25 protein-coding genes, 1 tRNA gene and 1 pseudogene are annotated in these 23,464 nt (G+C 55.2%); 10 read left to right on the top strand and 17 right to left on the bottom strand.

What is annotated here, in order from left to right; genetic code table 11:
- Positions 1–66: 66 nt before the first annotated feature.
- Positions 67–498: an Lrp/AsnC family transcriptional regulator gene (locus ACSBLW_RS02315; RefSeq protein WP_435260023.1), complete on the bottom strand. Its 432-nt coding sequence runs from the start codon at positions 496–498 to the stop codon at positions 67–69.
- Between the two features lie 110 nt (positions 499–608).
- Here ACSBLW_RS02315 and rocF point away from each other — a divergent pair, with 110 nt between their 5' ends.
- Complete coding sequence (gene rocF / locus ACSBLW_RS02310; protein ID WP_435258628.1) at positions 609–1,532, top strand: arginase; 924 nt, start codon at positions 609–611, stop codon at positions 1,530–1,532.
- On the top strand, positions 1,532–2,572 hold the full coding sequence (locus ACSBLW_RS02305; protein ID WP_435260022.1) for an ornithine cyclodeaminase: 1,041 nt from the start codon (positions 1,532–1,534) through the stop codon (positions 2,570–2,572). The genes rocF and ACSBLW_RS02305 overlap by 1 nt, the downstream gene beginning before the upstream one ends.
- Before the next feature lie 73 nt (positions 2,573–2,645).
- Here ACSBLW_RS02305 and ACSBLW_RS02300 read toward each other — a convergent pair whose 3' ends face one another.
- The 3 genes and pseudogenes from ACSBLW_RS02300 to ACSBLW_RS02290 form a co-directional block, all read right to left on the bottom strand.
- Positions 2,646–3,398, bottom strand: a complete 753-nt coding sequence (locus ACSBLW_RS02300; protein ID WP_435258627.1) for a hypothetical protein — start codon at positions 3,396–3,398, stop codon at positions 2,646–2,648.
- 140 nt (positions 3,399–3,538) lie between these two features.
- Entirely contained in the window at positions 3,539–4,288 is a 750-nt protein-coding gene (locus tag ACSBLW_RS02295) for a substrate-binding domain-containing protein (RefSeq protein ID WP_435260021.1), read from the bottom strand.
- A gap of 192 nt (positions 4,289–4,480) precedes the next feature.
- Positions 4,481–4,561 (bottom strand): annotated as a pseudogene (locus ACSBLW_RS02290) (hypothetical protein); the annotation flags it as partial.
- 51 nt (positions 4,562–4,612) lie between these two features.
- Between ACSBLW_RS02290 and ACSBLW_RS02285 the strand changes: the two are divergent.
- A complete protein-coding gene (locus ACSBLW_RS02285; RefSeq protein ID WP_435258626.1) occupies positions 4,613–5,845 on the top strand; it encodes a phytanoyl-CoA dioxygenase family protein in 1,233 nt (410 codons plus the stop codon).
- A 61-nt stretch (positions 5,846–5,906) separates the two neighbouring features.
- On the opposite strand, the gene ACSBLW_RS02280 is transcribed toward ACSBLW_RS02285, so the two are convergent.
- Both ACSBLW_RS02280 and ACSBLW_RS02275 read right to left on the bottom strand, forming a co-directional pair.
- Positions 5,907–5,982, bottom strand: a tRNA-Thr gene (locus ACSBLW_RS02280).
- 41 nt (positions 5,983–6,023) lie between these two features.
- Positions 6,024–7,631, bottom strand: coding sequence for an ABC transporter permease (locus tag ACSBLW_RS02275; protein WP_435260020.1), 1,608 nt, complete (start codon positions 7,629–7,631; stop codon positions 6,024–6,026).
- 148 nt (positions 7,632–7,779) lie between these two features.
- On the opposite strand from ACSBLW_RS02275, the gene ACSBLW_RS02270 reads away from it, so the two are divergent.
- Positions 7,780–8,715 (top strand): hypothetical protein, encoded by a 936-nt coding sequence (locus tag ACSBLW_RS02270; RefSeq protein WP_435258625.1) that lies wholly within the window; start codon positions 7,780–7,782, stop codon positions 8,713–8,715.
- 67 nt (positions 8,716–8,782) lie between these two features.
- On the opposite strand, the gene ACSBLW_RS02265 is transcribed toward ACSBLW_RS02270, so the two are convergent.
- Positions 8,783–9,037, bottom strand: coding sequence for a DUF2312 domain-containing protein (locus tag ACSBLW_RS02265; protein ID WP_435258624.1), 255 nt, complete (start codon positions 9,035–9,037; stop codon positions 8,783–8,785).
- A 125-nt stretch (positions 9,038–9,162) separates the two neighbouring features.
- On the opposite strand from ACSBLW_RS02265, the gene ACSBLW_RS02260 reads away from it, so the two are divergent.
- Entirely contained in the window at positions 9,163–9,378 is a 216-nt protein-coding gene (locus tag ACSBLW_RS02260; RefSeq protein ID WP_435258623.1) for a hypothetical protein, read from the top strand.
- On the opposite strand, the gene ACSBLW_RS02255 is transcribed toward ACSBLW_RS02260, so the two are convergent.
- The 3 genes from ACSBLW_RS02255 to ACSBLW_RS02245 all read right to left on the bottom strand — a co-directional run bounded on the left by ACSBLW_RS02255 (position 9,365) and on the right by ACSBLW_RS02245 (position 11,865).
- A complete protein-coding gene (locus tag ACSBLW_RS02255) occupies positions 9,365–11,173 on the bottom strand; it encodes an enoyl-CoA hydratase-related protein (RefSeq protein WP_435258622.1) in 1,809 nt (602 codons plus the stop codon). The two genes, ACSBLW_RS02260 and ACSBLW_RS02255, sit on opposite strands and share 14 nt — an antisense overlap.
- A gap of 122 nt (positions 11,174–11,295) precedes the next feature.
- Positions 11,296–11,535 carry a hypothetical protein gene (locus ACSBLW_RS02250; protein WP_435258621.1) on the bottom strand — a complete coding sequence of 80 codons (240 nt, stop codon included), beginning with the start codon at positions 11,533–11,535 and terminating at the stop codon, positions 11,296–11,298.
- Between the two features lie 12 nt (positions 11,536–11,547).
- Positions 11,548–11,865: a TraR/DksA family transcriptional regulator gene (locus ACSBLW_RS02245; RefSeq protein WP_435258620.1), complete on the bottom strand. Its 318-nt coding sequence runs from the start codon at positions 11,863–11,865 to the stop codon at positions 11,548–11,550.
- 160 nt (positions 11,866–12,025) lie between these two features.
- Here ACSBLW_RS02245 and ACSBLW_RS02240 point away from each other — a divergent pair, with 160 nt between their 5' ends.
- From ACSBLW_RS02240 to ACSBLW_RS02225, 4 genes are all read left to right on the top strand, one after another.
- Complete coding sequence (locus ACSBLW_RS02240) at positions 12,026–12,889, top strand: MBL fold metallo-hydrolase (protein ID WP_435258619.1); 864 nt, start codon at positions 12,026–12,028, stop codon at positions 12,887–12,889.
- Between the two features lie 63 nt (positions 12,890–12,952).
- Positions 12,953–13,378 carry a YeeE/YedE family protein gene (locus ACSBLW_RS02235; protein WP_435260019.1) on the top strand — a complete coding sequence of 142 codons (426 nt, stop codon included), beginning with the start codon at positions 12,953–12,955 and terminating at the stop codon, positions 13,376–13,378.
- A gap of 1 nt (position 13,379) precedes the next feature.
- A complete protein-coding gene (locus ACSBLW_RS02230; RefSeq protein WP_435258618.1) occupies positions 13,380–13,832 on the top strand; it encodes a DUF6691 family protein in 453 nt (150 codons plus the stop codon).
- Positions 13,814–14,239: a TIGR01244 family sulfur transferase gene (locus tag ACSBLW_RS02225; protein WP_435258617.1), complete on the top strand. Its 426-nt coding sequence runs from the start codon at positions 13,814–13,816 to the stop codon at positions 14,237–14,239. Before ACSBLW_RS02230 ends, ACSBLW_RS02225 begins: the two co-directional genes overlap by 19 nt.
- 47 nt (positions 14,240–14,286) lie before the next feature.
- Here the strand turns inward: ACSBLW_RS02225 and ACSBLW_RS02220 are convergent, their stop codons facing one another.
- From ACSBLW_RS02220 to ACSBLW_RS02200, 5 genes are all read right to left on the bottom strand, one after another.
- A complete protein-coding gene (locus tag ACSBLW_RS02220) occupies positions 14,287–15,282 on the bottom strand; it encodes a FliM/FliN family flagellar motor switch protein (RefSeq protein ID WP_435258616.1) in 996 nt (331 codons plus the stop codon).
- A gap of 65 nt (positions 15,283–15,347) precedes the next feature.
- The gene (locus ACSBLW_RS02215) at positions 15,348–18,035 is read right to left on the bottom strand and encodes an ATP-binding protein (RefSeq protein WP_435258615.1); all 2,688 of its coding nucleotides are present in this window, start codon (positions 18,033–18,035) and stop codon (positions 15,348–15,350) included.
- Between the two features lie 300 nt (positions 18,036–18,335).
- Positions 18,336–18,701 carry a response regulator transcription factor gene (locus tag ACSBLW_RS02210; RefSeq protein ID WP_435258614.1) on the bottom strand — a complete coding sequence of 122 codons (366 nt, stop codon included), beginning with the start codon at positions 18,699–18,701 and terminating at the stop codon, positions 18,336–18,338.
- 95 nt (positions 18,702–18,796) lie between these two features.
- Positions 18,797–20,101: a helix-turn-helix domain-containing protein gene (locus ACSBLW_RS02205; RefSeq protein ID WP_435258613.1), complete on the bottom strand. Its 1,305-nt coding sequence runs from the start codon at positions 20,099–20,101 to the stop codon at positions 18,797–18,799.
- Between the two features lie 72 nt (positions 20,102–20,173).
- On the bottom strand, positions 20,174–20,779 hold the full coding sequence (locus tag ACSBLW_RS02200) for a TetR family transcriptional regulator C-terminal domain-containing protein (RefSeq protein ID WP_435258612.1): 606 nt from the start codon (positions 20,777–20,779) through the stop codon (positions 20,174–20,176).
- Positions 20,780–20,974: 195 nt separating this feature from the next.
- On the opposite strand from ACSBLW_RS02200, the gene ACSBLW_RS02195 reads away from it, so the two are divergent.
- Positions 20,975–22,300, top strand: coding sequence for an aspartate aminotransferase family protein (locus ACSBLW_RS02195; protein WP_435258611.1), 1,326 nt, complete (start codon positions 20,975–20,977; stop codon positions 22,298–22,300).
- 52 nt (positions 22,301–22,352) lie between these two features.
- On the opposite strand, the gene ACSBLW_RS02190 is transcribed toward ACSBLW_RS02195, so the two are convergent.
- Together ACSBLW_RS02190 and ACSBLW_RS02185 are read right to left on the bottom strand one after the other, a co-directional pair.
- Entirely contained in the window at positions 22,353–22,484 is a 132-nt protein-coding gene (locus ACSBLW_RS02190; protein ID WP_435258610.1) for a hypothetical protein, read from the bottom strand.
- Positions 22,485–22,585: 101 nt separating this feature from the next.
- Positions 22,586–23,446, bottom strand: coding sequence for a sugar kinase (locus ACSBLW_RS02185; RefSeq protein ID WP_435260018.1), 861 nt, complete (start codon positions 23,444–23,446; stop codon positions 22,586–22,588).
- Positions 23,447–23,464: the final 18 nt, after the last annotated feature.

Raw genomic sequence — 23,464 nt, 5'->3', positions numbered from 1 at the left:
CCTGTGCGCCTTGGTCGCGGAAACGCTTTCGTGACCAAGGCCACGTTCGGCCTGCACAATCGAATGCTACTTTCGCCCGGCACGTCGAGTGGACAAGAGCAAGTTGGTTTCGGATGTCATGACACCGTCGATATTGCGAATCCGAAAGATCACCTCATCCAATTCAGAAAGGCTTTGCGCCCCGAGATCGACGATCAGATCCCATTTGCCATTGGTTGAATGGACGGCCAGCACAGCAGGAATACCCGCCAAACGTGCCATCGTTCTTTCGGCACCTTTTCCTTCGATACCGATCAGCATGATTGCACGAACTGGCGCAGCCGATACATCAGATCGCGTCAGAACCGTGAAACCGGCAATCTCGCCGCGTTCAATCAGGCGTTCCATGCGGGCGCGAACGGTCGCCCGCGACATCGAAAGCCGGTCTGCCAAATCCGAGATCGCAGCCCGACCGTCACGTCGAAGTTCCGCGATCAGCGCATGATCTGTATCATCCATATCGACAATTCCATCTCTCAAAATGGTCATTTATCTTATCATATCGCACAATAATTAGCTTCAATCCATCATCAAACTGCACCAACCTGATGTGAAAGAGGAGTAATCACATGCCCCGCACCGTACTTATTGGCGCCCCCATTGATTCCGGACAGCGCCGACCCGGCTGTCTAATGGGTCCCGCAGCGTATCGAGTTGCCGGGCTGGCTCAGGCGATTTCGGACCTTGGGCATGGCGTCTCCGATTGGGGCGATGTCACGTTGCCCGACCTGACTGACGCCACATGTCCGAACCCCGCAGTACACTCGCTGCCAGAAACACTTGGTTGGACTGAAATCCTTACCGATCGTGTCGATGATGCGCTGTCCGAAGGGGCTATGCCCATCGTCCTTGGAGGCGATCACTCATTGGCCCTCGGCTCTGTTGCGGGGGCTGCGGCCCATGCAAAGCGGTCAGGTCGCCCGTTGTTCCTGCTTTGGCTGGATGCGCATTCCGATTTTCACACCCCGATGACGACGACCAGCGGCAATCTGCACGGAACCCCCGTGGCCTACATTGCTGGCCGCGAAGGTTTTGAGGCCTTCCCGCCCTTCCCTGCCCCGATTCCGGCGGACCGCATCTGCCTGTACGGTATCCGCTCCGTTGATCCGGCAGAACATGCAGCTTTGCTGGATCATGACATTGCGATCAATGACATGCGTGTTCTGGATGAACATGGCATTGTGAAACCCCTGCGCGACTTTCTTGCTAGGGTACGCGATGCAGGCGGCATGCTGCACGTCAGCCTTGACGTCGACTTTCTTGATCCAACGATAGCGCCAGCCGTAGGCACTACAGTTCCCGGCGGGACCACTTTTCGGGAAGCGCATCTGGTCATGGAACTGCTGCACGAGTCCGGATTGGTGACCAGTTTAGACCTCGTCGAACTGAACCCATTTCTCGACGATCGCGGCATGACCGCCCGGCTGATGGTCGATTTGGTTGGTAGCTTGATGGGGAAAAAGGTCTTTGACCGCCCCACTCGTTCGAAATGATGGAGCCTGACATGACGCTGAACCTCGTCCCCTTTGTCTCGGTGGACAAGATGATGAAACTGGTCAACCACCTTGGCATCGAGCGGGTGATGGCTGATCTAGCTGTAGAAATCGAAGCGGACTTTCTGCGTTGGGGCCAATTCGACAAGACTCCACGTATCGCCAGTCACTCCGATGTCGGCGTGATTGAGCTGATGCCAACATCTGACGGCGAAACCTACGGCTTTAAGTATGTGAATGGCCACCCTGCCAACATGAAAAAAGGCCTGCAAACTGTTACTGCCTTTGGATTATTGGCGGATGTCGAAACTGGCTACCCCGTCCTGCTTTCTGAAATGACCATCCTGACGGCGCTTCGTACGGCGGCAACAAGTGCGATGGCAGCAAAATGGCTTGCCCCGAAGACCAAGGTCATGGCCCTGATTGGCAATGGAGCACAGGCGGAATTCCAGGCGCTGGCATTCAAGGCCGTCTGCGGGATCGAAGAAGTTCGCCTTTACGATATTGATCCTCTGGCGACAGAGAAATGCGCCCGTAATCTTTTGCAGCGCGGATTAACTGTTAAATCCTGCACGTCTGCGGAAGACGCCATTCTGGGCGCAGGCATTATCACCACGGTCACGGCCGATAAAAAGAACGCCACGATCCTGTCTGACAATATGGTCGGCAGCGGGGTCCATCTGAACGGGGTTGGAGGCGATTGTCCCGGCAAAACCGAACTTGCCAAGGACATTTTACTGCGGTCGGATATTTTCGTCGAATACCCGCCTCAAACGCGGGTTGAGGGTGAAATTCAGCAGCTCTCGGTCGATCACCCGGTGGTGGAACTTTGGCAAGTGATTGCCGGGCTAGTTCCGGGCCGCACTCGTGCAGATCAGGTGACGCTCTTCGACAGCGTTGGTTTTGCAATCGAGGACTTCAGTGCCCTACGCTATATCAAGTCGAAATTGACAGAAACAGGGCTTTGCGACCAGTTGGACATGATCGCTGACCCTGATGATCCAAGGGACTTGTTCGGAATGATCCTTCGGGCGGCCTAATTTTGGCAAGGCCGGTGTGTTTGGACATATGGGGTCCGCAAGCAACCGCCCTGCAATCTCGTCAGAACCCTGCTTACGCTCGTACCATGTACGGGCCATGTACTGGCGGCTTGTCGGAAAACTCATAACCAAACATCTGGATTTCCTGAGAGCACTCGCTGGCAATCATATCCTTGGTGGGTTCGTCATAGAATTCCCACCAAGGACGAAGCTTGTTTCGGTGTTGCGATTTAAGACGATTTTCAGGCACGTTTAGGCTTGGCTCGCCCAGTTTCGCGCCCAAGGTCGACATGTCTTGGGAGAGAAATTCGAACCTAATGAAAAAATCAACGCTCGGCTTGCCTTGATAGCAGTACTGCGCCGTGGCGTGCGCGGTGCGCTGGCGCTTTCGGCCATAAAATGGGTCTATCCACGATCTACGGCCCCATTTCTGAGTGTAATCAATGAAAGCTCGTTTTTGATCGTCAAAATCCGCGTGTTTGATATCTGACCGCCGCAAGGTCCAAAAAAATTGGGAAACTGCGCGATCCCACGGGTTCCGCGTCATTGAAATGATGAAATAGCCCAAAATCGAAGGCCCGAAACATGCAACGGCCTTTTCCAAAGTTGAATGGTCGCGGAGACGACGTGGGAAAAGCAAGCTTGTGTATCGGATAAGCTCGACCTTGACGCCATCCTCTGCGCGACGCAGCTTTTCTTCTATTGGGGCAATTGGCGTTGCCAAGTCCCCGCGCTGCAAGAGCGGGGACAAAGCCAGTTCAACCGACGAACCCGCCGTTTTGCGCGGCTTGATAAACAGGAATTTTTTCGAGTGCGAGATGATCATCGGTCGACGTCAAACACGGTCCTGCAGTGTTTCTGGCGTTCGATCGGTCTAGCTTCGGCTTCGTTTTTCAGCAACTACTAAGCGTCAAGCATGCGGCCCTAAAAATGTCTGTCGAGGCAGACGACTGAAACGACAACTTTTTACAGACCGGTAAGATTATCCTGCGGCGTCAACAGCATGATCCTACTGGGTGATATATCCAGATCGGCAGGCAGCATCCGATGATGCCGTAAAACCCACTGACATGCGGCTCGGGCATCTTGTCGCAGATCGTGATGTATCAAGAAGGTAATTCGGTTTTGCCGAAGAAGATCGCGGTTCGCCGCATCAAGATCATGCGCAACAAGGGCGCGGCAGCTGCGCGCAGAGTCGGCAAAAGCCTGCAAAATCGCTCGATTACCGCCACCAATCGAGTAGACGCAGTCCAGTTCTGGATTTGCCGCAAGTGCGGCAAGCGCAAGATCGTAGGTTGATCTATGAACGCCGCCGCCTTCCGAGACCCGAACAATTTCCAGATGTGGAAAATCCCGCTTCAACAGGTTGGAAAATCCTTCTGCCCTGTCTTCTTCACCTGAAAAGGACCGTGACGAGAGCGAGACCAGCACCTTCACTCGGTCGGGCGTCATTTTCCCCAAGAGATAAGCAGCATTGGACCCTGCGACACGATTATCAATACCGACATAAGCAAGGCGGGATTGGGGAGCTATATCGGTAACCAATGTGACGACAGGAATGCCTAAAGCCATCAGCCCTTGAGCAAGTTCTGCTGTCCGAGGAGTATTGCGCGCTTTCAAAATCACTCCGTGGGTTCCACGTTTGCGAACGGCCGAAAGCATAGCCTCCAGGTCGGCTATCTCCATTTTTTCTGCAAAGTGAAATCGCGCGGTCATCGCAACAGGCCGTATCGCGGGAAGTTCATGTTCAAACGCTTGCCGAACGGATTGAACAAACCGCTTGGGAGCCTCGATGACAACATCAAGGCCAATACGTCTTCCAGTGATCCTCGTTTCGGCCTGTTGTCGCTCCAACTCTGCGATGGCGGAAATGACGCGGGCCTTGGTTCCAATTCGCACGCCCTCACGCCCGTGCAAGACCCGGTCAACCGTGGCCAGACTGAGCCCTGACTGAAATGCAATTTCTTTTAGTGAGAACCGGTGCGCCATTACCCATTCATGAGGTGTTTCTGAGGTGTTTTCTATCCCTCTTTATCGGAAATGCCTGTCATCATTGCTGCTATGATCTCGTCGTCGGAGGACAAGATGGACGCTCAGTACCTGCGCACTGCCCGGCGCAACAAGATTTGGCTCGACAGCGAAAGCGGCACTTTCGAAGAATTCGCAAGACTGGTCAGCCAAACTGCCAATCCTGCCGATTGGCCATTTGCTTCGGAAATCGTGCAAAATGTGCTCATTTACGAAGGCAGCACCGTTCGCGAGGCAGCACAAGACAGACAAACCAGATCGGAACTTATGGCAGAATGGGTCGAGGCGTTCACCTCTGGTCCCGGCGTCATCGTGATCAAGGACGCACTGCCTGATCATTCCGTCATTGATCGCGCCACCGCGATCTTTAATCAGATCATAGATGATCAGCATCGTACGAAATCAGGTGGTGGTGATCATTTTGCAAAGCCGGGCGCCAATGATCGGATCTGGAATTCTTTGGAGAAGCATTGCTTGGCCGACCCGGAAAACTTTGCCCGATACTTCGCATCTGATGCAATCGCCCTTCCGTCTGAAGCATGGCTTGGAGTGGGCTACCAGATGACCGCTCAGGTCAACCGCGTGAACCCCGGTGGCGCTGCTCAGACCTCGCATCGTGACTACCATCTGGGCTTCATGAAGCCGGCTCAGATGATGGCATATCCCGCGCATATCCACGGTGTTTCGCCGGTTTTGACCCTTCAGGGCGCAGTCGCGCATGGGGACATGCCGGTCGAAAGCGGCCCAACCATGTTGCTGCCCTATTCACAGGCGTTCTTCGAAGGCTATCTCGCTTTTGGGCGACCAGAGTTCCAAAACTATTTCGCACAAAACTACGTCCAACTTCCCCTAAGGAAAGGAGACGCATTGTTCTTCAATCCCGCCCTGATGCATGGAGCGGGGCACAACAAGTCTACCGATATTCAGCGCATGGCAAACTTGCTGCAAGTATCATCAGCCTTTGGACGCGCGATGGAGACGGTCAACCGAGACCGCATGGTCAATGCCCTTTACCCTGTACTTCTGGCGGGCGTACCCGGCCTAAGCACCTCAGGTCTCGCGAATGCAATCGCGGCAAGCGCTGAAGGATACCCGTTCCCCACAAACCTCGACCGCGATCCTCCTGTTGGTGGTCTGGCACCAAAGACGCAGGCGGTGCGATTGCACGATGCGCTGCGTGAAGGCAAGTCTGCCGAGGACTTCGCCAAAGAAATGGCAGCCTACGCCATATCGCGCGAAACCTAACCAATACACGCGCCCTGCCCAAATTCGGCGGGGCGTAAGAAACATCCGTCTTGAGATTAGGTGGTGCCCCCAGAGGGGCTCGAACCCCCGACCCCCTGATTACAAATCAGGTGCTCTACCAGCTGAGCTATAGAGGCCCAATCCCCAGATAGCGTTCTGTGCGGCGGGGTGCAAGGGCTCAACGATTTGTTCGTGCGAGAAGTCCGACAGCTGACAGCCCGACCGCCATCACAACCAGTGCCGCTGGCGCTGCTTCACTTAAACGCTCGAGGCTTGCGAGTTCGAAAACACGCGTGGAAAGGGTATTATAGTTGAACGGGCGTAAAAGAAGTGTCGCGGGCAGCTCTTTGACGCAATCCACAAATACTATCAAAAGCGCGGTCAGCACCGATGCGCGCATCAATGGAAGATGAACTGCGCGCAGCGTTCCCCCCGGCCCCCGCCCCAAGGACCGCGCAGCCAACGGAAGCGAAGGAGAGATTCGGCCATAGGCCGCATCCACGGCCCCTTGGGCGACCCCAAAGAAACGCACGGAATATGCGATAACCAATGCAAAGGCGGTGCCGGTCAGAACCAGTCCCGGATCCCATCCGGTAAATGCAAGAATTGTATCCGCCTGCCAATGGTCAAGTTGAGCAAGAGGGATCAGTATTCCGACTGCCAGAACAGCTCCCGGCGCCGCGTAGCCCAACGTCGTCAGTGGCATCAGGAAACGCGCGGATTGGTGCCCAGTCATTCTTATGCCATAGACAAGGAAGATCGCGGCCAGAACGGTGATGGCGGCTGCGGCACCACCAGTGATCAACGTATTGAAAAACGCCGAGAACAGGTCTGCTGACAGCCACGCTTCTGGCTTCCGAAGCCCGTGCCACGTCATTACAACTACGGGCACGAGGAAGCCGATCGTAAACGGCACCATACAAAGCAGAAAGGCGACCCACCCGCGAACTCCGTGCAGGTGATGAGCCTCAACTGGGCGAGACGAGCGGCTGGGTCTGTGAAACCGTGCGTTTCGACGCCCTATGCGCTCAACCGCGACGAGTCCAAAGATAACAACAAGCACAACACAGGCAATCTGGGCTGCCCCTCCGGCATTGTTGCCATTCAGCCAAGTTGAGAAGATACCGGTCGTGAGCGTTTGAACGTTGAAATATGTAACGGTGCCATAGTCAGCCACCGTCTCCATTAACGCAAGTGCAACGCCAGCCGCGATAGCCGGGCGCGCGAGAGGAAGGCCAACGCGCCAAAATACACCGTAAGGGCCACATCCCAAGGCTCTGGCCACCTCGTACGAACAACCCGACTGTTCCCGAAAAGCCGCGCGGGCCAAAAGATAGACATAAGGGTAAAGAGCTGCGGACAGTACGATAACGGCCATGCTCAGTGAACGAATTTCAGGGAACCAATAATCCTTCGCACTTTGCCAGCCCATCAAATCGCGCAGAAGCGTTTGAATGGGCCCCGAATATTGCAAAACATCCACCAAGGCATACGACCCGACATAAGCTGGAATAGCCATCGGAAACAGGAGGGCGAAATCCAGCCAACGTTGACCGGGAAAACGATACATTGTCGTCAGCCAAGCGGCCCCAGTGCCAACCGCGGCCGTCAACGCGGCGACACCTGCCATCAGGATCAGGGTGTCTTCCAAATAGCGCGGCAGGACGGTCGCAAGGAGATGAGGCCAGATATTCTCGGTTGGGTGCAGGGCTAACCAGAAGACCGAAAGCATGGGCGCCAAGACGACAATCGCAATCAGCACCGCGCCCACCGTCCAACGGTCCATCGCGAACAGGCGATGCCGTGTTGATCCAACAGGAACTTGAGTATTTTGGTCAGCCATAAAGATCTCTTACACGCGACCATTATGCCTGTCCAGAAAGCCCCAAGTTTTTCATCGTGGCAGGAAGGATCCACGCCCCCATTTTCTTACGGTGAACCGTTTTCCTTTGCCCGAAACGACGTATAGTTCGCCAAAAGATAAAAGAGAGCAGTCGATGCGCATAGTCTATCACCTTGGCGCCCATTGCACGGACGACGAACGACTTCTTCGGTGTTTGCTGAAAAACCGTGAGCCTTTGGGACAACAAGGCATCGTCGTTCCATTGCCTGCACGCTATCGCGCCCTATTGCGCGATACGGCCATTACCTTGAAGGGCGCGGCCGCCAGTCGTGATACCCAGGCCTTGGTCTTGGAACAGATCATGGAGGAAGATCGCGCCAATCGCCTGATCCTGAGCTGGGAGAACTTTCTTTCTTTTCCCCAGTGGGTGCTGAAGGACAAATTATACCCGGCCGCCGCCGAGCGTGTTCGGGCGTTCACGCAAATTTTTCCTGAAATCGAAGCTGAGTTCCATTTGGCAATTCGCAATCCGGCAACTTTCCTGCCAGAACTTTATTCAAAACAGCGGGACAAGTCTTACGAGCAATTCATGCAAGGTGCCGACCCCTTGCTGTTACACTGGTCGGATGTGATTGAAGATGTTCTTCAACTCAATCCAGATGTCCCATTCACAGTCTGGTGCGATGAAGACACGCCTTTGATCTGGCCAGAGGTCCTGCAGGCCGTATCCGGCCACGCGCCAGGAACAAGGCTTCAGGATAACGACGAGAACTTGTCCTCTATCATGGCCCCCGAAGGCCTGACCCGTATGCAGGCCTATCTGGCGGAACACTCCATTTCCAGCCCCGTCCAACGTCGTCGCGTCGTTTCAGCATTCCTGGATAAATTTGCGCTTCCCGAGCGCATCGAGATGGAAGTAGAGCTCCCGGGCTGGACGGAAGATACAATTTCCGCTCTGACTTCGGCCTATCACACCGATATTCAACGCATTCGATCAATGCCAGGCGTTACCTTCATTTCCCCGTGAATAATCATGAAAAAGGCTGGCGTCCAATGTTGGATACCAGCCTTTTGAATTACAGTTCGGGGGGGGGTTACGCCATCCCGAGTGCGGCTTTATACATGTCCAGAACCGCCTCTTCCTCGGCAATCTCATCAGGCTTGCGCTTACGCAGGGCAATAACCTTCCGCATGACTTTGGTGTCATAGCCCCGGCCCTTGGCTTCTGCGAACAGTTCTTTTTCTTGCTCGGCGATGTCTTTCTTTTCCGCGGCAAGCTGCTCCGCCCGTTCTATGAACTGGCGCAACTCATCGGCGGTGACGTTATAGGCGTCGGTCGAGTCGCTCATTTATGCCTCACCTTGCATTTCGATTTCGGGTTGCTTCTCCCTAGCTTGCCGAACGCAGGGGTTCAAGACTTGCGCCCAAAGCCAACAAAGGTTAGGCGGCAAAGGTCACAGGAATGAGGCAAGACATGGAAATGCTGATCTGGATCGGAGCCGCTTTGACAATGGTCGGTGTGATCGCATTGGTCTGGTGCATCGTTTTGGCCATGCGCGCCAAGAATTCAGGCCTGCCTGACGATCAGATCAAGGCTCAGTTGCAAAAGGTTGTCGCACTGAACCTAGGGGCTTTGGCCGTTTCCGGATTGGGGCTGATGGCGGTAATTGTCGGCGTCATTCTGGCGTAACGGCACCAGCGAAGCCACGGCCAACGGAAACCAAAGCGTCCAATTCGCCAACTGGCGCCCAAACCGGAGCATCATTTGACCATGCCGTAAGATTGCGGCGTAGGATCATCGTGCCCGTGACATCGGCCTGATGCATGGGTCCGCCTCGGAACCGAGGGAATCCAAGTCCCGCCACAGCCACAAGATCAATGTCGCTGGCTGACTTGGTCACCCCTGCCTGCATCAGGCGTGCTCCCTCATTGGCAAGCGCCGCAAGCCATCGCGTTACGATCTCGTCGGATGACATTTCGCGCGGGATAACGTCTGCAATGGGTTCCAAAACAGGCGGTCGCTGCCCAAAATGGGTAAGGGCCTCTCTGATAGCGTTTGGTCTTACGCCCATTCCCATCATCGCGTGAATGGACGCAGCCGCAGCGTTGTTTAAGCGCCCCGCTATGCCGGATTGGGCCTGTTGCCCGGTGACGACAACATGCAACCCCATCCGACGCAGGAATGCCCAAGCAGTATGAACAACTGACCCCGGCGTCGAAGATGGCAGACCCAATTCAGCCATTCGCCCGGTCAGAACCAGCCGGAATGCCGTTGCGGGCAGATCCCCCCTACCCAACATCAAAACGGGAAGTGTTTTGCTCTGCGGCAGGCCAACCGTCGCAGTCGAGGCAAGAATAAGATCGGACGTTGCCAACGCGGCCGGATCAAGAACAGGAGAAAGCCGCGCCCAGTCCGCATCTCGTTGGGCGCTGGTCATTTGACCCGATTGAACTGCCGCTTCTTGGCGCGCGGCAACGCGCTCCAGAAAACTCACCAGTCGGTCGCGTGTCGGGTCCATCACGGTGACCGAAACGCCCTTGGATAATCCCGTGAGGACGAGCCCGAGAAAAGACGGCTCCGCTCCTGATACACCTAGATGCCTCACACGACTCGGCTCAAACGCAGATAGACCATCGGGAACGGCAGAAGCGTTGATTTCAGCGCGAAGTATATGGGTCAGCGCCGCTGCTTCAGCGGACCTTCCGATCTCTTCCTCACGTTCAGCGACGAATTCCTGAGCCTGCGCTTTTGGCAACAAGAGGGCGGCTTCAACGCAGTCAAGAAGAGCTTTCTCGGCTGGCAACCGAATTGCCCCCTTATTGTTGCGCTGATCAGCAATGGCGCGCAAGAAACCACGTCCGTCGCGTAAGCCCTCTTCCCGATCAAGACTTGGCCTTGGCGAATCTAGGCCGGCCACGGCAAGGCGCGCGGCTGTCAAAACATCATCCGTCTGAGGCTGATCATAGACGCGATCAACGAGACCAATTGCCAGAGCCTCGGCCGCTGAAACGCGCTGAGCAATCTGCATGACACGAAGCGCCTGCTCTGCACCAACGGATCGGGCAAGGCGAAGAGTAGCCCGGCTTCCCGGCAATCGCCCCGCCGCAATGGCTGCAAAGGAAAAAGACGCGCGTGAGGACGCAAGGCGCATGTGCGCGGCAAGGAAAAGCTCAACACCACGCCCGTTTACTGGCCCCTCAACGAGAACAGCTACGGGAACAGAACAAGCATCTATCTGGGCGCAAAGATCTGCAACGGTTGGAAAATCATCATCCTGGGGCAAGGGCAATGGCGTGCCCGAAAAGCCAGCAGCAATACTCGCGCGCAGTAAGATCGATGTGACGTCGGCAGGACGTGATGAAATCGCCTCGAACAGAGCAGCCCGCATTTCTTGCCGAGCCAGAAAGTCTGCCGCTAACCGTCCGGCCTCAAGCACCAACTCCAGCCGACCTTGTTCGAATATCGTCCTGATTTCGCGTGTCACATTCTGCCTTGCTGCCGCCTTGGGCAATTTGCCCTAGTGGCAGAAAGAGTGCCGCGCAGGTTCAGTCGCGGTCAAGCCGCTACGACAACCATTCATACCGATTTGGCCAGAAATCTCAGATTTCAGACGGGCATGTTGTCAAAGCTGGCTTCAACTTCTGCATCGGCAGCGCGGGCGCGTGCTTCCTGCTCTTCACAGCTACATTCAGACGGCCGTGCGGCTGTCATGCCCGGCATCATGGCGCTTAGAGCATTCATTTCCGCCAGCAACAAGTTCAACCCCGCAGTACTGCCCAAAGCCGCTGCTTGGGCGACCTGAGTTGCCAAGGACGAGATTTTTTGCAGGTCACTTTCCTTCGTCATCTTTCCCCCTCACTATTTAGCGCACGTTTTGCAGAATGGAGTAAACGGCACAACATCCAGCCGCTCTTCGGAAATCTTGGCTCCACATTTCATGCAGAAGCCATATTCGCCCGTCTCGATACGCTGCATCGCAGCTTCGATCATTCGAATTTCCTGCTGGCCGGAAACGCCCATCGACTCGAGCACTTCATCGCCTTCGCGTTCGACCGCCAGTTCTTCCCAGTCCGGGTTATGGTGGCTGTCCAGTTCATTTTCGATCTTGGCAAGGCGCGCATTCAGATCGCTTAAGCGCGCTTCAAGCTGCTTCTTTCGCTCAATCACCGGAATCATACTGGTCTCCCTCTTCGTCGTTAGGGGATTCTATGCGAAGCCCGCGACAGTCTACCTTGACCCAAGTCAACCGATCCAATTGACAAGTACACATATTCATTACTTGCAATGTATATTTCTTCTCATATATGCTGGTAACAAGAAATCATGGAGTATCGACATGTCACCCGCAGTCCACGCGTTCTTTGACGAGGCGACCAATACGATCACTTATGTGGTCGTGGAGCCCGCTGGCCGTTCTTGCGCTGTGATCGATTCCGTACTGGATTTCGACTATGCCTCAGGCCGAACAGATACTCGTTCAGCTGATGCAGTCATCGACTTCATTCGTAAGAACGACCTGAAACTTGAATGGGTGCTTGAAACCCATGTTCATGCGGATCACCTTTCTGCCGCGCCCTATATTCAGGAACGACTCGGTGGAAAGATTGGCATTGGCGAACGCATAACCGTGGTTCAGGACACCTTCGGGAAGATCTTCAACGAAGGCACACGTTTTCAACGCGATGGCAGCCAATTCGACAAGCTGTTCAAAGAAGGCGATAGCCTCATGATTGGCCAAATGCGCGGGGACGTGTTGCATACCCCGGGCCATACGCCGGCGTGCCTGACCTATGTCATCGAAGACGCGGCTTTCGTGGGTGACACACTGTTCATGCCTGATTTCGGAACGGCGCGTTGTGATTTCCCGGGTGGTTCTGCAGAGACTCTGTGGAACTCGATCCAGAAAATTCTTGCTCTGCCGGAGGAAACCAGAATCTTCGTCGGGCACGATTACAAGGCCGAGGGACGCGACACCTACGCATGGGAAACGACTGTCGGCGCGCAAAAGCGTTTGAACAAGCATGTTGGTGAAGGAAAATCGAAAGACGATTTCATCCGCATGCGTAATGAGCGCGACGCGCAACTTGCGATGCCGAAACTTATCATTCCATCGTTGCAAGTGAACATGCGAGCCGGGCAAATGCCTGAGCCCGAGGAAAACGGGAAGTCCTATCTAAAAGTGCCGATCAACGGACTATGAGCCAATGTCCGGCCTGGGAATGGGAGCCTAAGCCGGACAGCCACTGAACAGGGAACAGAGATGATTGAACAAGACTGGATCTGGGGCTTCGTGGGGGGCCTCATGATTGGGGGTGCAGGAGCACTTTATTTGCTGGTCAATGGCCGCATCATGGGCGCTTCGGGAATTTTGGGCGGCTTGGTTGATGGGACAGGACGAAAAAGTTGGGCTGAGCGGCTCGCCTTTCTCGCTGGGCTCGTCATCTTCCCTCCTTTTCTTGTGCCACTTTATGAAAAAGTTGACACGCGGGTGACCGACAATCTTTTGCTTCTGATCGCGGCGGGCCTGCTTGTGGGCTTTGGTACGCGTATCGCAAATGGATGCACCTCTGGCCACGGTGTCTGCGGGATTTCACGCCTCTCTATTCGCGGCATCATGGCAACTCTGGTCTACATTCTGGCGGGCGGTGTCGTCGTGCTGGCTTTCCGTCACTGGCTGGGGATTATCTGACATGAAACGCAATTTCTTTGCTGCACTTGCAGGTGCGATGTTCGGGGCAGGTTTGCTGGTGTCTGGAATGATCGACACCGTCAAAGTTCAAGGTTGGCTGGACGTTTTCGGTGACTGGGATCCAACCCTTGCGTTCGTCATGGGCGGCGCGATTATCCCAATGTTTTTCGCTTGGCGCGTTGCCGAAAAGCGCAAGACCGCCGTGCTGGGCGATCTGCTTCCAGCCAAACCAACGCAGGTGATTGATGCGAAGTTGATTACTGGATCGTTGATGTTCGGCGCTGGCTGGGGCCTCGTCGGATTGTGCCCCGGCCCGGCACTTGCCGCAGCAGCCCTGAATGGATTTGGAGGACTGGTCTTCCTTCTGGCAATGGTCGTCGCTATGGTCCTGACACCCGCATTGTTGCGACTCTTCCGGCCCCAAGGAGACACTGCATGGACATCCGCCCGCTGACACCCGGTTACGCCGTTTCGCCCCAAATTGACCCGGCCGATTTCGCTGCAATCAAGGCGGCAGGTTACACCATGGTCATCGACAACAGGCCTGACGGTGAAATTCCTCCAAGCCATCATACAGATGTCATGGCACAAGCGGCGCGTGCAGCTGGTTTAGAATTTGTGGCCAATCCTGTCATCGGCGGCATGCTGACAATGGAAAATGTCGCGGCCCAAGCGGAAGCGATTGCAAAGGCAACGGGCCCAATTTTGGCCTATTGCGCAAGCGGCAATCGTTCTTCCATCGTTTGGGCCTTGGCCCATGCAGGGAAAATGGGGGTTGATGACCTGATCAGCACACCCGCGAAATACGGCTACAATCTTGAAGGTCTCCGTGGTCAGCTGGAGGCCCTCGCGGCTCGCTAAAATCCGCTGTTTGCTCTTGGCGCATGTCATGCGCCAAGAGCTTTCCATCACGTTCCCGTCTGGGCCAAGAGATTTGTTACCTCTGTGGCGTCAAACGATTGATAGGACGAAGATATCGCATCAGAAGCAATTTTTGTCTGCGATACAGGACTTCCGCTAGATGTTGCCTGTGTAGTCAGCCGGATTGCACGCATCCCTCGTTGCTGGCCTAACTTGCCAATGGCCAGTTTTCGACCGTCAAAACCCTCAATGCTAATTTGGTCGAGCGAAGTCGAGGGAAGGGTAAGAACCATGTCGGTTCGAAGCGCCAATGCCTCAGAGATGGGAAGCGTCAGGCGCGAAACGACAGCATCCATTTTCACCTCGGCTTGCCCTACCTCTTTTGCAAGCCTTTCTCGAAATGTCGGTCGTTCAGCCATTTGGACGACGCTGGCTGACAGGATGTCGTGCGTGCGTCCCTTGCCATCAGCAGGGAGAACCAAGATGATTTCGCCCTCTCGCTTGCCATCTGCAACGGTTAGTCGACCACGGAAAACCTTGTACGGTATATCCTCGAAGAGCAAACCCAATGGGCGAGCATCTTCAAGACAAGAAGCAAAGTGAAATCCACTGGTCCATAATAGGTCCGGGTCTTCTTCAAGCGCATGTTCTAAGTTTCGAAGCGCCTGCTCTATCACCGGTGCCACCATCGCCGCATCTGTACGAGTTGGCTTACGCGGTTCGGCTGGCAAAGACCTACATAGGCCCAGAGTTAGGATTTCAGTGATCGCGGAAAAAAGCTCTGACGAGAGCATGACCATCCCCATCCCAGCGTCGGGCCCTTCCAAAGTAAGGATCAACGCCCGATCTGGTGGCAGTTCCAAAAGTTCCGCAAGCGACATGCGGGAAATGGACATTGTCGAAAATTCTGCCGCAACCTTTGCCTCATCCCTCAAGGCGCGTGAAAAGCCAATACGCCATGCGCGCTCGACCGAGGAGGAGCCTGCCTCGCGATCTTTGCGGACTATTTTGATTTTCTTCCGTAGAATTTGCTTCTGGCTCACCGTAAGCCTCTCCCGCACTGTTTATGCAGGATGAGCTGTAAGCATTGCTAATTGGTTACTGTCTTTTAGGCTGCGCTTTGTTCTAGACGCAGTGGTACAGCCACTCGAAATGCAGCCCCGCCCTGACCTGGTAAATACGAGATTGTTCCGCCCAGATTGGCCATAACTTCCCGGCAGATCGCCAAGCCCAAACCCGCACCGCCGGCGCGCGTCTGGTCTGTCAGACGCGCGAATTTCTCAAAGATCAATGCCTGCTTGTCCTTTGGAATTCCCGAACCATTATCAATGAAATCAACGGTAACTCGCCCTGCCCTTTGTCTTACAGAAATCCGAAGCTCTGGGTTCTGCGCATCGCAGTATTTTCGTGCATTCGATATAAGGTTGATGAAAACCTGAACCAGCCGGTCAGCGTCAGTGCGAATGAACAGATTTTCCATTGGCAGGTCGCGATGGATCATAAAGCTTCGCTCGGGCTTAGTGTGGCTCGCGGAAGCCAAGGCCCGATCAATCATCATACTAAGGTTTGCCAGACCCAGGTTCAGTTGTACCGAGCCATTTTCCAGAACGGACAGGTCCAGCAGATCATCTAGAAGACGTGTCAGGCGCTTCGCTTCATCATGAATGATCCGACCATAATTTCCGACCATTTCTGCGGGCAGATCGCCCTCGGTTAGGATTTCAGAGAACGCACGGATCGAGGTCATTGGCGTCCGCAATTCATGGCTGATCTGTGAAAGGAATGCGTCTTTCTGAACCGAAAGCTGGGTCAACTTCTCATTCGCCTCTCGCAGGGCCCGGGCCGTCCGAGTCAACTCTTCTCGCTGTGTTTCTAGCTGTGCTGAATATTCCATGATCTGAGCAGACTCGCTGGCAACGGCCATCAAGTCCTCGACGGTCACAATCGCATTCTCTGCAAGCTGCGAAATCATGGCATGGGCGGTTGCCGCACCCACAGAGCTGGCAAGCCTCTTTTCCAGCTGAGCTAGAAATTCCGGAGTTGGATCAGGCAGGTAGCCGTTTTTGCCCTGCCCCTTCGCTTCAGATTCGAAGAAGATCAACGCGTCCTCGTCGCCTAAAATCCGCTGCGCCATAACAAGCAGATCTTCTGGCTCGGCCATGCCACGACTCCAGCCACGGGTCCCAGAAATTTCGGCGTCGAACACGCGGACGATCGCAGCACCTTGCATTCTTTCAACTGGTCCGGGGAAACTGAGCATGGAGCCGATCAGGAACACCCCAGTGTTAAGAATGAGCGACCAGAACAAGGAATGGATCAATGGATCCATTCCCTCGACGCCGAACAACGCCCTCGGCCGCATCCAATGGATTCCCCAAGGACCATCGACGAACACCATGGCCGGGATCATCGCATCCGGCCCAAAAGAAGGAAGAAAGAGCGTATAGGCCCATACGCCGAAGCCTACTGTCAGCCCCAATGCCGCCCCTACCCTTGTAGCTCCCCGCCAAAAAACACCGAAGATCATCGCTGGTAAAAACTGGGCAACACCGGAAAATGCAATCAAACCAATTGCGGCAAGGGCGGCTGACCCGCCAGAAAGCCGATAATAGGCATAGCCAAGTGCCAAGACCGCGGCGATAGAAAAGCGCCGCGAAAAAAGCACGAGCCGACGAACATCGCCGGAAACGGCCTTTGATGGTCGCAACCTTAGCCACACCGGCATTACGATATGGTTCGAAACCATCGTCGCGAGTGCAATTGACTCGACAATCACCATCGAGGTCGCCGATGAGAATCCGCCAAGGAAAGCAAGCATCGCAAGCGCGCCTTGTCCCTCTGCAAGCGGAAGCGTCAGAACGAACATGTCGGGGTTTGCTGAACTCGGCATCCTTTCAAGGCCAATTACTGCAATCGGCACGATGAAGAGGCTCATCGCAAAAAGATACAGCGGAAAGGCCCAAGCCGCGGTGAAGAGATGTCGCTCATCAGAGTTTTCTACGACCATCACCTGAAACATCCGGGGTAGGCAGATCACAGCCGCTGCGGACGCCAATATCAGACCAGCCCAACGACCCGGCTGCAGATTCCAGTCAGCGATTGGAGAGGCGTTGATCCGACCGATCATGTCGCTGACGCCGTCTGCTAGGCCCCAGACCACGAACAATCCAACAGCAATAAGGGCTACCAATTTTACCACCGCTTCAACCGCAATGGCTGTGACAATCCCGTGGTGCTGTTCCTTTGCATCAAGATTTCGCGTTCCGAACAAGATCGTAAACAGCGCCAGACCACCCGCCACCCAAACAGCGGTTGCCTCGGTTCCAGGAGGGGCGAAGCCATCATCTGTCGGGCTGGCAAATGCGCTAAAGGACAGCGTAACCGACTGAAGTTGAAGCGCAATATATGGCGTCGCCGCCACAACGGCCATCACGGTCACGATGACCCCAAGCAAGTTTGACTTGCCGAAACGGGAAGAGATCAAGTCGGCAATTGAGGTTACCCGTTGCGTCCGACCAATCCGAACTAGCTTACGCAGAACCCACCACCACCCGATAAAAACCAGTGTCGGCCCCAGATAGATTGTCAGAAACTCAAGTCCGGATCGCGCCGCATAACCTACTGCTCCATAGAAAGTCCAAGCAGTACAGTAGATTGACAGTGATAGCGTGTAGACGAGTGGTGAGCGCAACCAGCCAAACTGACGTCGATCCGCTCTGCGCTCCACCGCCCATGCGACCAAAAAGAGAACGACGACATAGGCAAGGCAGGAAAGGACGAGGATATTGAATGGCATGTCGATCCCTACACGTCGCTACCAGGTTGCGAAGGTTCGTCTGGATCACCATCGTCCGAGGGCGAGGCAAGGCTGCGCGAGATAAGAAACGCAAGGATGATTAGCAGGGCCCACGCCACGAACAGATAAATTCCGTCTGGTGCTGTATCTCTGCGAAAAGTCTGTTGCGGGGCCCAAAGGATCGGCAGAAGGAAAAGAAACCCACCGACGAAAGGAAGCAGTCTAGCGGCATCACGCCGTCGACGCCGTCTATAAGTCGCGGGTCTTAGAAAAAGTGGCGGGCGCCGCTGGTTCATCTGATCACCGGGCCGTCAACGCCCTGACCGCAGCGCGCATGTCATCGTTCGAAAAAGGCTTGGTCATGAAGCGGCTTACACCCGCGCGCTCTGCCGCTTCGCGATCTTTTCCCTGCCCCTTGGCTGTCAGCATCATGACCGGCAATGCCGCGGTTTCAGGATCGGCCCTCACAGCGGAAAGGATTTCAAGACCGCTCACTCCGGGCAGCATCAAATCAAGGATCAGCAAATCAGGTCGCTTCGCGCGGATACTATCCAAAGCGTCTACACCGCTGTGCAATGTCGTAACATTACAGCCATCCCGAGACAGAATAAATCGGATCGCCTCGCTGATGTTTGGCTCATCCTCGATCAACAGGACTTGCGTCATGTGTGGTCGTCCCCTCCCTCCGGTCTGCGCCGGTTATCGCAAACTATTCCGGCAAAGTCCGGCAAAGTCAAAGGCCGGATTCCAAGTAGCCAGATTTACGTTTCTGCAAGCACCGATGGTTCACGGCGCGCCGGGCAGCGCGATTGTGGGCAAATTCGGCAAGAACTGCCAATCGCAATAGTTGGCTCATCGCCGATTGTTTGGTCGTTGGGAAGCAAGAGCATCCCGGCTTCGCGCAACTCCGGGCCACCAAATCCCCAAGGTAAACGCGCTTCGCAAATAGCCAAGGCTCGGTACGAATGACTGTTGCGCCCCGACGTCGTGACTAGCGCCCCGACTGGCGACATCGGCCGCGACAGTGCGGTGAACAATGGCCATAAGGGACAGGCCGCCCCGAAGCGTGGAAGGGCGAAGCCATCAACCGGCTTTCTGAACAATAACGTTCCTGAAGCGTCACAAGTAACAAGCCCGGCCCGCGACCCTGGCAACAGAGCCATTCTTCGCATGACCGCCAAAACCGACAGCCCGGTTGCTGCGGCAATAGCTGCCGGGTCCTCCCCATGAATTTGAAGTTCAGAACGAAAACCCTCAAGAGGCAAAGCTTTGGCCTCAAGGGCAGCCTGTGTGACAAAACTCTGCCCCATCTTTCGGGCTGAAGCCGACGCGAACCCCGCGACCTCGGCGAGCAGACTTGCCTCTCCGCCCTCCTCATCCAACTCCTGAACGTGCCACCCTCTCTGGTCCAACCATGCTTCAAGTTCCTCTTGGGGCGAAGCAATATCTTGCTCGTCAGAGTCGTCAGATCGATCAAGATAGGCCACCAAGGCTTCTGCCCCTATCGCAAGCCTTTCTGAATCCTGATGCAGGTTCCTATGAAACCGAACGCGCCAGTCCGGATCGATATCTTCGGTTTCCGCCAAGATCGCTGCCGTCGAACGGACGGAAGACACAGCCGACAAGACTTCATGCAGGGATGCAGAAAGGTGCGGGTCATGCGTGATCCGATCGTTGAGGGCCGCGACCATCCGTTCAAGTTGCCAGACACGCGCCCGCGTCGTAGCAAGCACCGAGGCCCATCCCGGATAACGTCCCGCAAAATCTTCGACGCGGTCAAGTTCAGCGCCAGAGCCGGGTGACGCGGCGGCAGCGGCACGCAGATCATCCGCCAGAGCCCCACCCGCACCTTCCGACAAAATCCCGGAATCCACCCCCAAGACGGAGGCAAGGCGCTCCAAAACCTCGCCCTTCACCTTACGCCGATTGTGTTCGATCAGATTGAGATAACTTGGCGAAATTCCTGCGCCTTCGGCCACTTCAGCCTGACGCAGGCCAAGCGCCAATCTGCGGTCTCGGATTTGCGTCCCTGCCAGTACTGTCGATTGCGCGTGACTTTGAGGCATATCGTCTTTCCAGAACTATTCGGGAAAAGTGACATGCGGCAGAAAATTTTACAATCTCTGTAAAGCCCTTCGTCATGGACGTAAAAGCTTTAGATACAGGGTTTCGAGAAAGTCCCCGGCTTCTGCAAAGGGATCGTGGCCCTGCCCCAAAACGGCACGAACCTGAGTGTCGAAATCCGCATAGTGCTGCGTCAGAGCCCAGATGGAAAAGATCAGATGAACCGGTTCGACCCGCGCGATCTTCCCCTCATCCATCCACTGCCGAAGGACGTCGGCTTTCTGATCGACCAGATCTTTTAGCTCTCCTTCAATCGACGCCTGAATGCGAGGTGCACCCTGCAAAATCTCATTGGCAAAAAGGCGGCTTTCGCGCGGGAAATCGCGGGACAAATCCAACTTACGTTGGACATAAGCCATGATCTCGTCCAACGGCTCACCGCTTGGGTCCATTGCCTTTAGCGGATCAAGCCATGTGTCAAGCAATTCAGAAAGCAGGGCACTGTGGATCGCCTCTTTCGATGGGAAGTAGTAAAGTAGGTTCGGCTTCGAAAGCCCAGCGACCTCAGCAATTTGATCAAGAGTAGCTCCGCGAAACCCGTGCGCCGAAAACACTTCAAGTGCGGCTTCAAGGATCGTTTCAGAGTTCTTCTGCTGAATGCGGGTCTTTGGTCTAGGCATGTCGGTCCTTTGTCCTATGCAACACCACGGTCGCCCAGATAGTACGCCCCTGCAACCCCAGGGCGCCGTCGGCCGCAGCCCTATTGGGGGCCTTGACTGCAAGTCGCGCGGTGATAGCAACGTCGGACCAACTGGTCAAAACCCCAAACGCGCTTCGACTAAAATCGTGGCGCATTTTCAACAAGGATCCCCGCCATGGCGCTGGACCGCAACACCCCAAACGACTTGAACGCCTTCTGGATGCCTTTCACTGCAAATCGGCAATTCAAGAAAGCCCCGCGCATGTTCGTCGCGGCAAAGGATATGCACTACACCACGTCTGACGGCCGTCAGGTGCTGGATGGAACCGCCGGCCTTTGGTGCTGTAATGCAGGCCATTGTCGCCCCAAAATTACCGAAGCAATCCAGAAACAAGCTGCGGAACTGGACTATGCCCCAGCCTTCCAGATGGGACATCCCGCAGCCTTTGAATTGGCAAACCGTATCATCGAGATCGCGCCAAAGGGGATCGAGCATGTGTTTTACACAAACTCGGGCTCTGAAAGCGTAGAAACCGCTTTGAAGCTGGCGATTGCCTACCATCGTGCAAAGGGTGAACCGACCCGCACCCGCCTGATTGGGCGTGAGCGCGGCTATCATGGTGTGAACTTCGGTGGCATTTCGGTCGGTGGGATCGTAAACAATCGGCGCATGTTTGGAAGCCTGCTAACTGGCGTAGATCACTTGCCGCACACCCATCTACCGGGTCAGAACGCGTTCTCACGCGGCGTCCCAGAACATGGGGCGAACCTTGCAGACGAGTTAGAGCGGATTGTAGCGCTACACGGGGCCGAAACCGTTGCAGCCGTGATCGTAGAACCTGTCGCAGGGTCGACGGGGGTCTTGATCCCACCGAAGGGCTATCTGCAACGCCTTCGCGAGATTACCAAAAAGCACGGCATCCTATTGATCTTTGATGAGGTGATCACCGGATTCGGCCGCCTTGGCGCTCCCTTTGCGGCGCAATATTTTGACGTTCTGCCAGACATGATGACCACCGCCAAAGGCTTGACGAACGGTGTCATTCCGATGGGCGCCGTGTTGACGACTGCCGAGGTTCACAACGCCTTCATGAACGGGCCGGAACATGTGATCGAGTTGTTCCACGGCTACACTTATTCCGGCAACCCGATCGCCAGTGCCGCAGGCATCGCAACACTTGAAACCTACAAAGAAGAAGGTCTGTTCGAGCGTTGCGCCGAAAACTCAAAATATTGGGAAGATGCACTTCACTCACTTCGTGGTTTGCCGCATGTGATTGACGTTAGAAACTTGGGCCTGATCGGGGCCGTCGAGCTTGACCCAATCGCGGGCGAGCCGACAAAGCGTGCCTTCAGCGCTTTCCTTGCCGCTTTTGACAAGAACATCCTGATCCGCACGACTGGCGATATCATCGCCATGTCTCCGCCGCTTATCATCACAAAGGACCAGATCGACACATTGATTGGCACTTTGACAGACGTCTTGAAGAAGTTGGACTAAGACAAAGAAAGGGCCGGGAAATTCCCAGCCCTTTGCTTTCGTGTATTGTTTCTCAGAAGAACGGATTCATCATTCCGAACTTGTCCATCCATTCCGAGCCACCCGAAACCGCCAGAACGGCCGCTGGCAACACAACCATTGCTGCCGTCACAATAACAAGCGTTCGTGTGAGTCCCCTGAACATGCGCATCTCCCTGTTTTGCGATTACCGGGAGGTGGTTCGCGGGAGATCGCTAGTTGGATCACTTCGATCACAAACTTGTCAGGAGAGAAGAGTTATCGACGCTAGACAACCAGGGCGCCTCTTGCGGAGATCACTTTAGCAGCAAGTTTTGCCCCTGCTGCCATCGATTCAATCTCAGTGCAGCCATCAAGAAACGACGCCAAAAATCCCGCATTGAAACTGTCGCCTGCGGCTGTGGTATCAACCACCGCCTCGGCAACGGGCGGCTTGAAACGATACCTGTCACCTGCACGCGCGAACAAGATTTCCCCAGGACCATCCTTAACGACGACCACTTTCGAGCCCGCGGTAAGATATCGAAGGGCTGTCGCTTCGGAATCCTTGTCTCCGAAAAAGGTTGCTTCATCTTCATGGGATGGCAGCACGATATCAGCAATGGCTGAGGCTGCCGTCACGCTGTCGCACATTTCTTCTATTGAGGCCCACAAACGGGGACGCAAATTGGGATCAAATGCGACTTTGGTCCCTTTTGATCTAACCCGCGATAGAGCCTGCAATAGCGTCTGCCGCCCTTTCACGTCCAGGATCGCCAGAGTGATGCCAGAGAAGTAAGCCAGCTCAACCCCGGACAACGCCTGATCCAGATAGTCAGTGTCGTCGGCCAATGTCTTAGCGGCTGAGGTGGAACGCCAATAGCTAAAGCTGCGCTCTGCCCCCTTTAATGTGATCATGTAAAGCCCGACAGTCCTGTCCTTTCGGCGCAGGATCTGCTCTGTGCCTATTCCGGCGTCCTTCATAAAGCGGATCATTCTGTCAGACGCGTCATCCATCCCGACAGCCGTGAAGTACTGGACGTCCCACCCGGTTCCCAAGACCTGCCGCGCATACCACGCCGTATTGAACGTATCTCCCGCAAAGCCAACCGCATAAAGTCCACCATCTTGCGGTGCCAACTCGACCATACATTCACCGATCGCCAG

The sequence above is a fragment of the Thioclava sp. FR2 genome (assembly GCF_051200875.1).
Taxonomy (GTDB): Bacteria; Pseudomonadota; Alphaproteobacteria; order Rhodobacterales; family Rhodobacteraceae; genus Pseudotabrizicola.
Note: the sequence above shows the minus strand (reverse complement) of the source record. Positions and strands in the feature narration are given on the sequence as shown.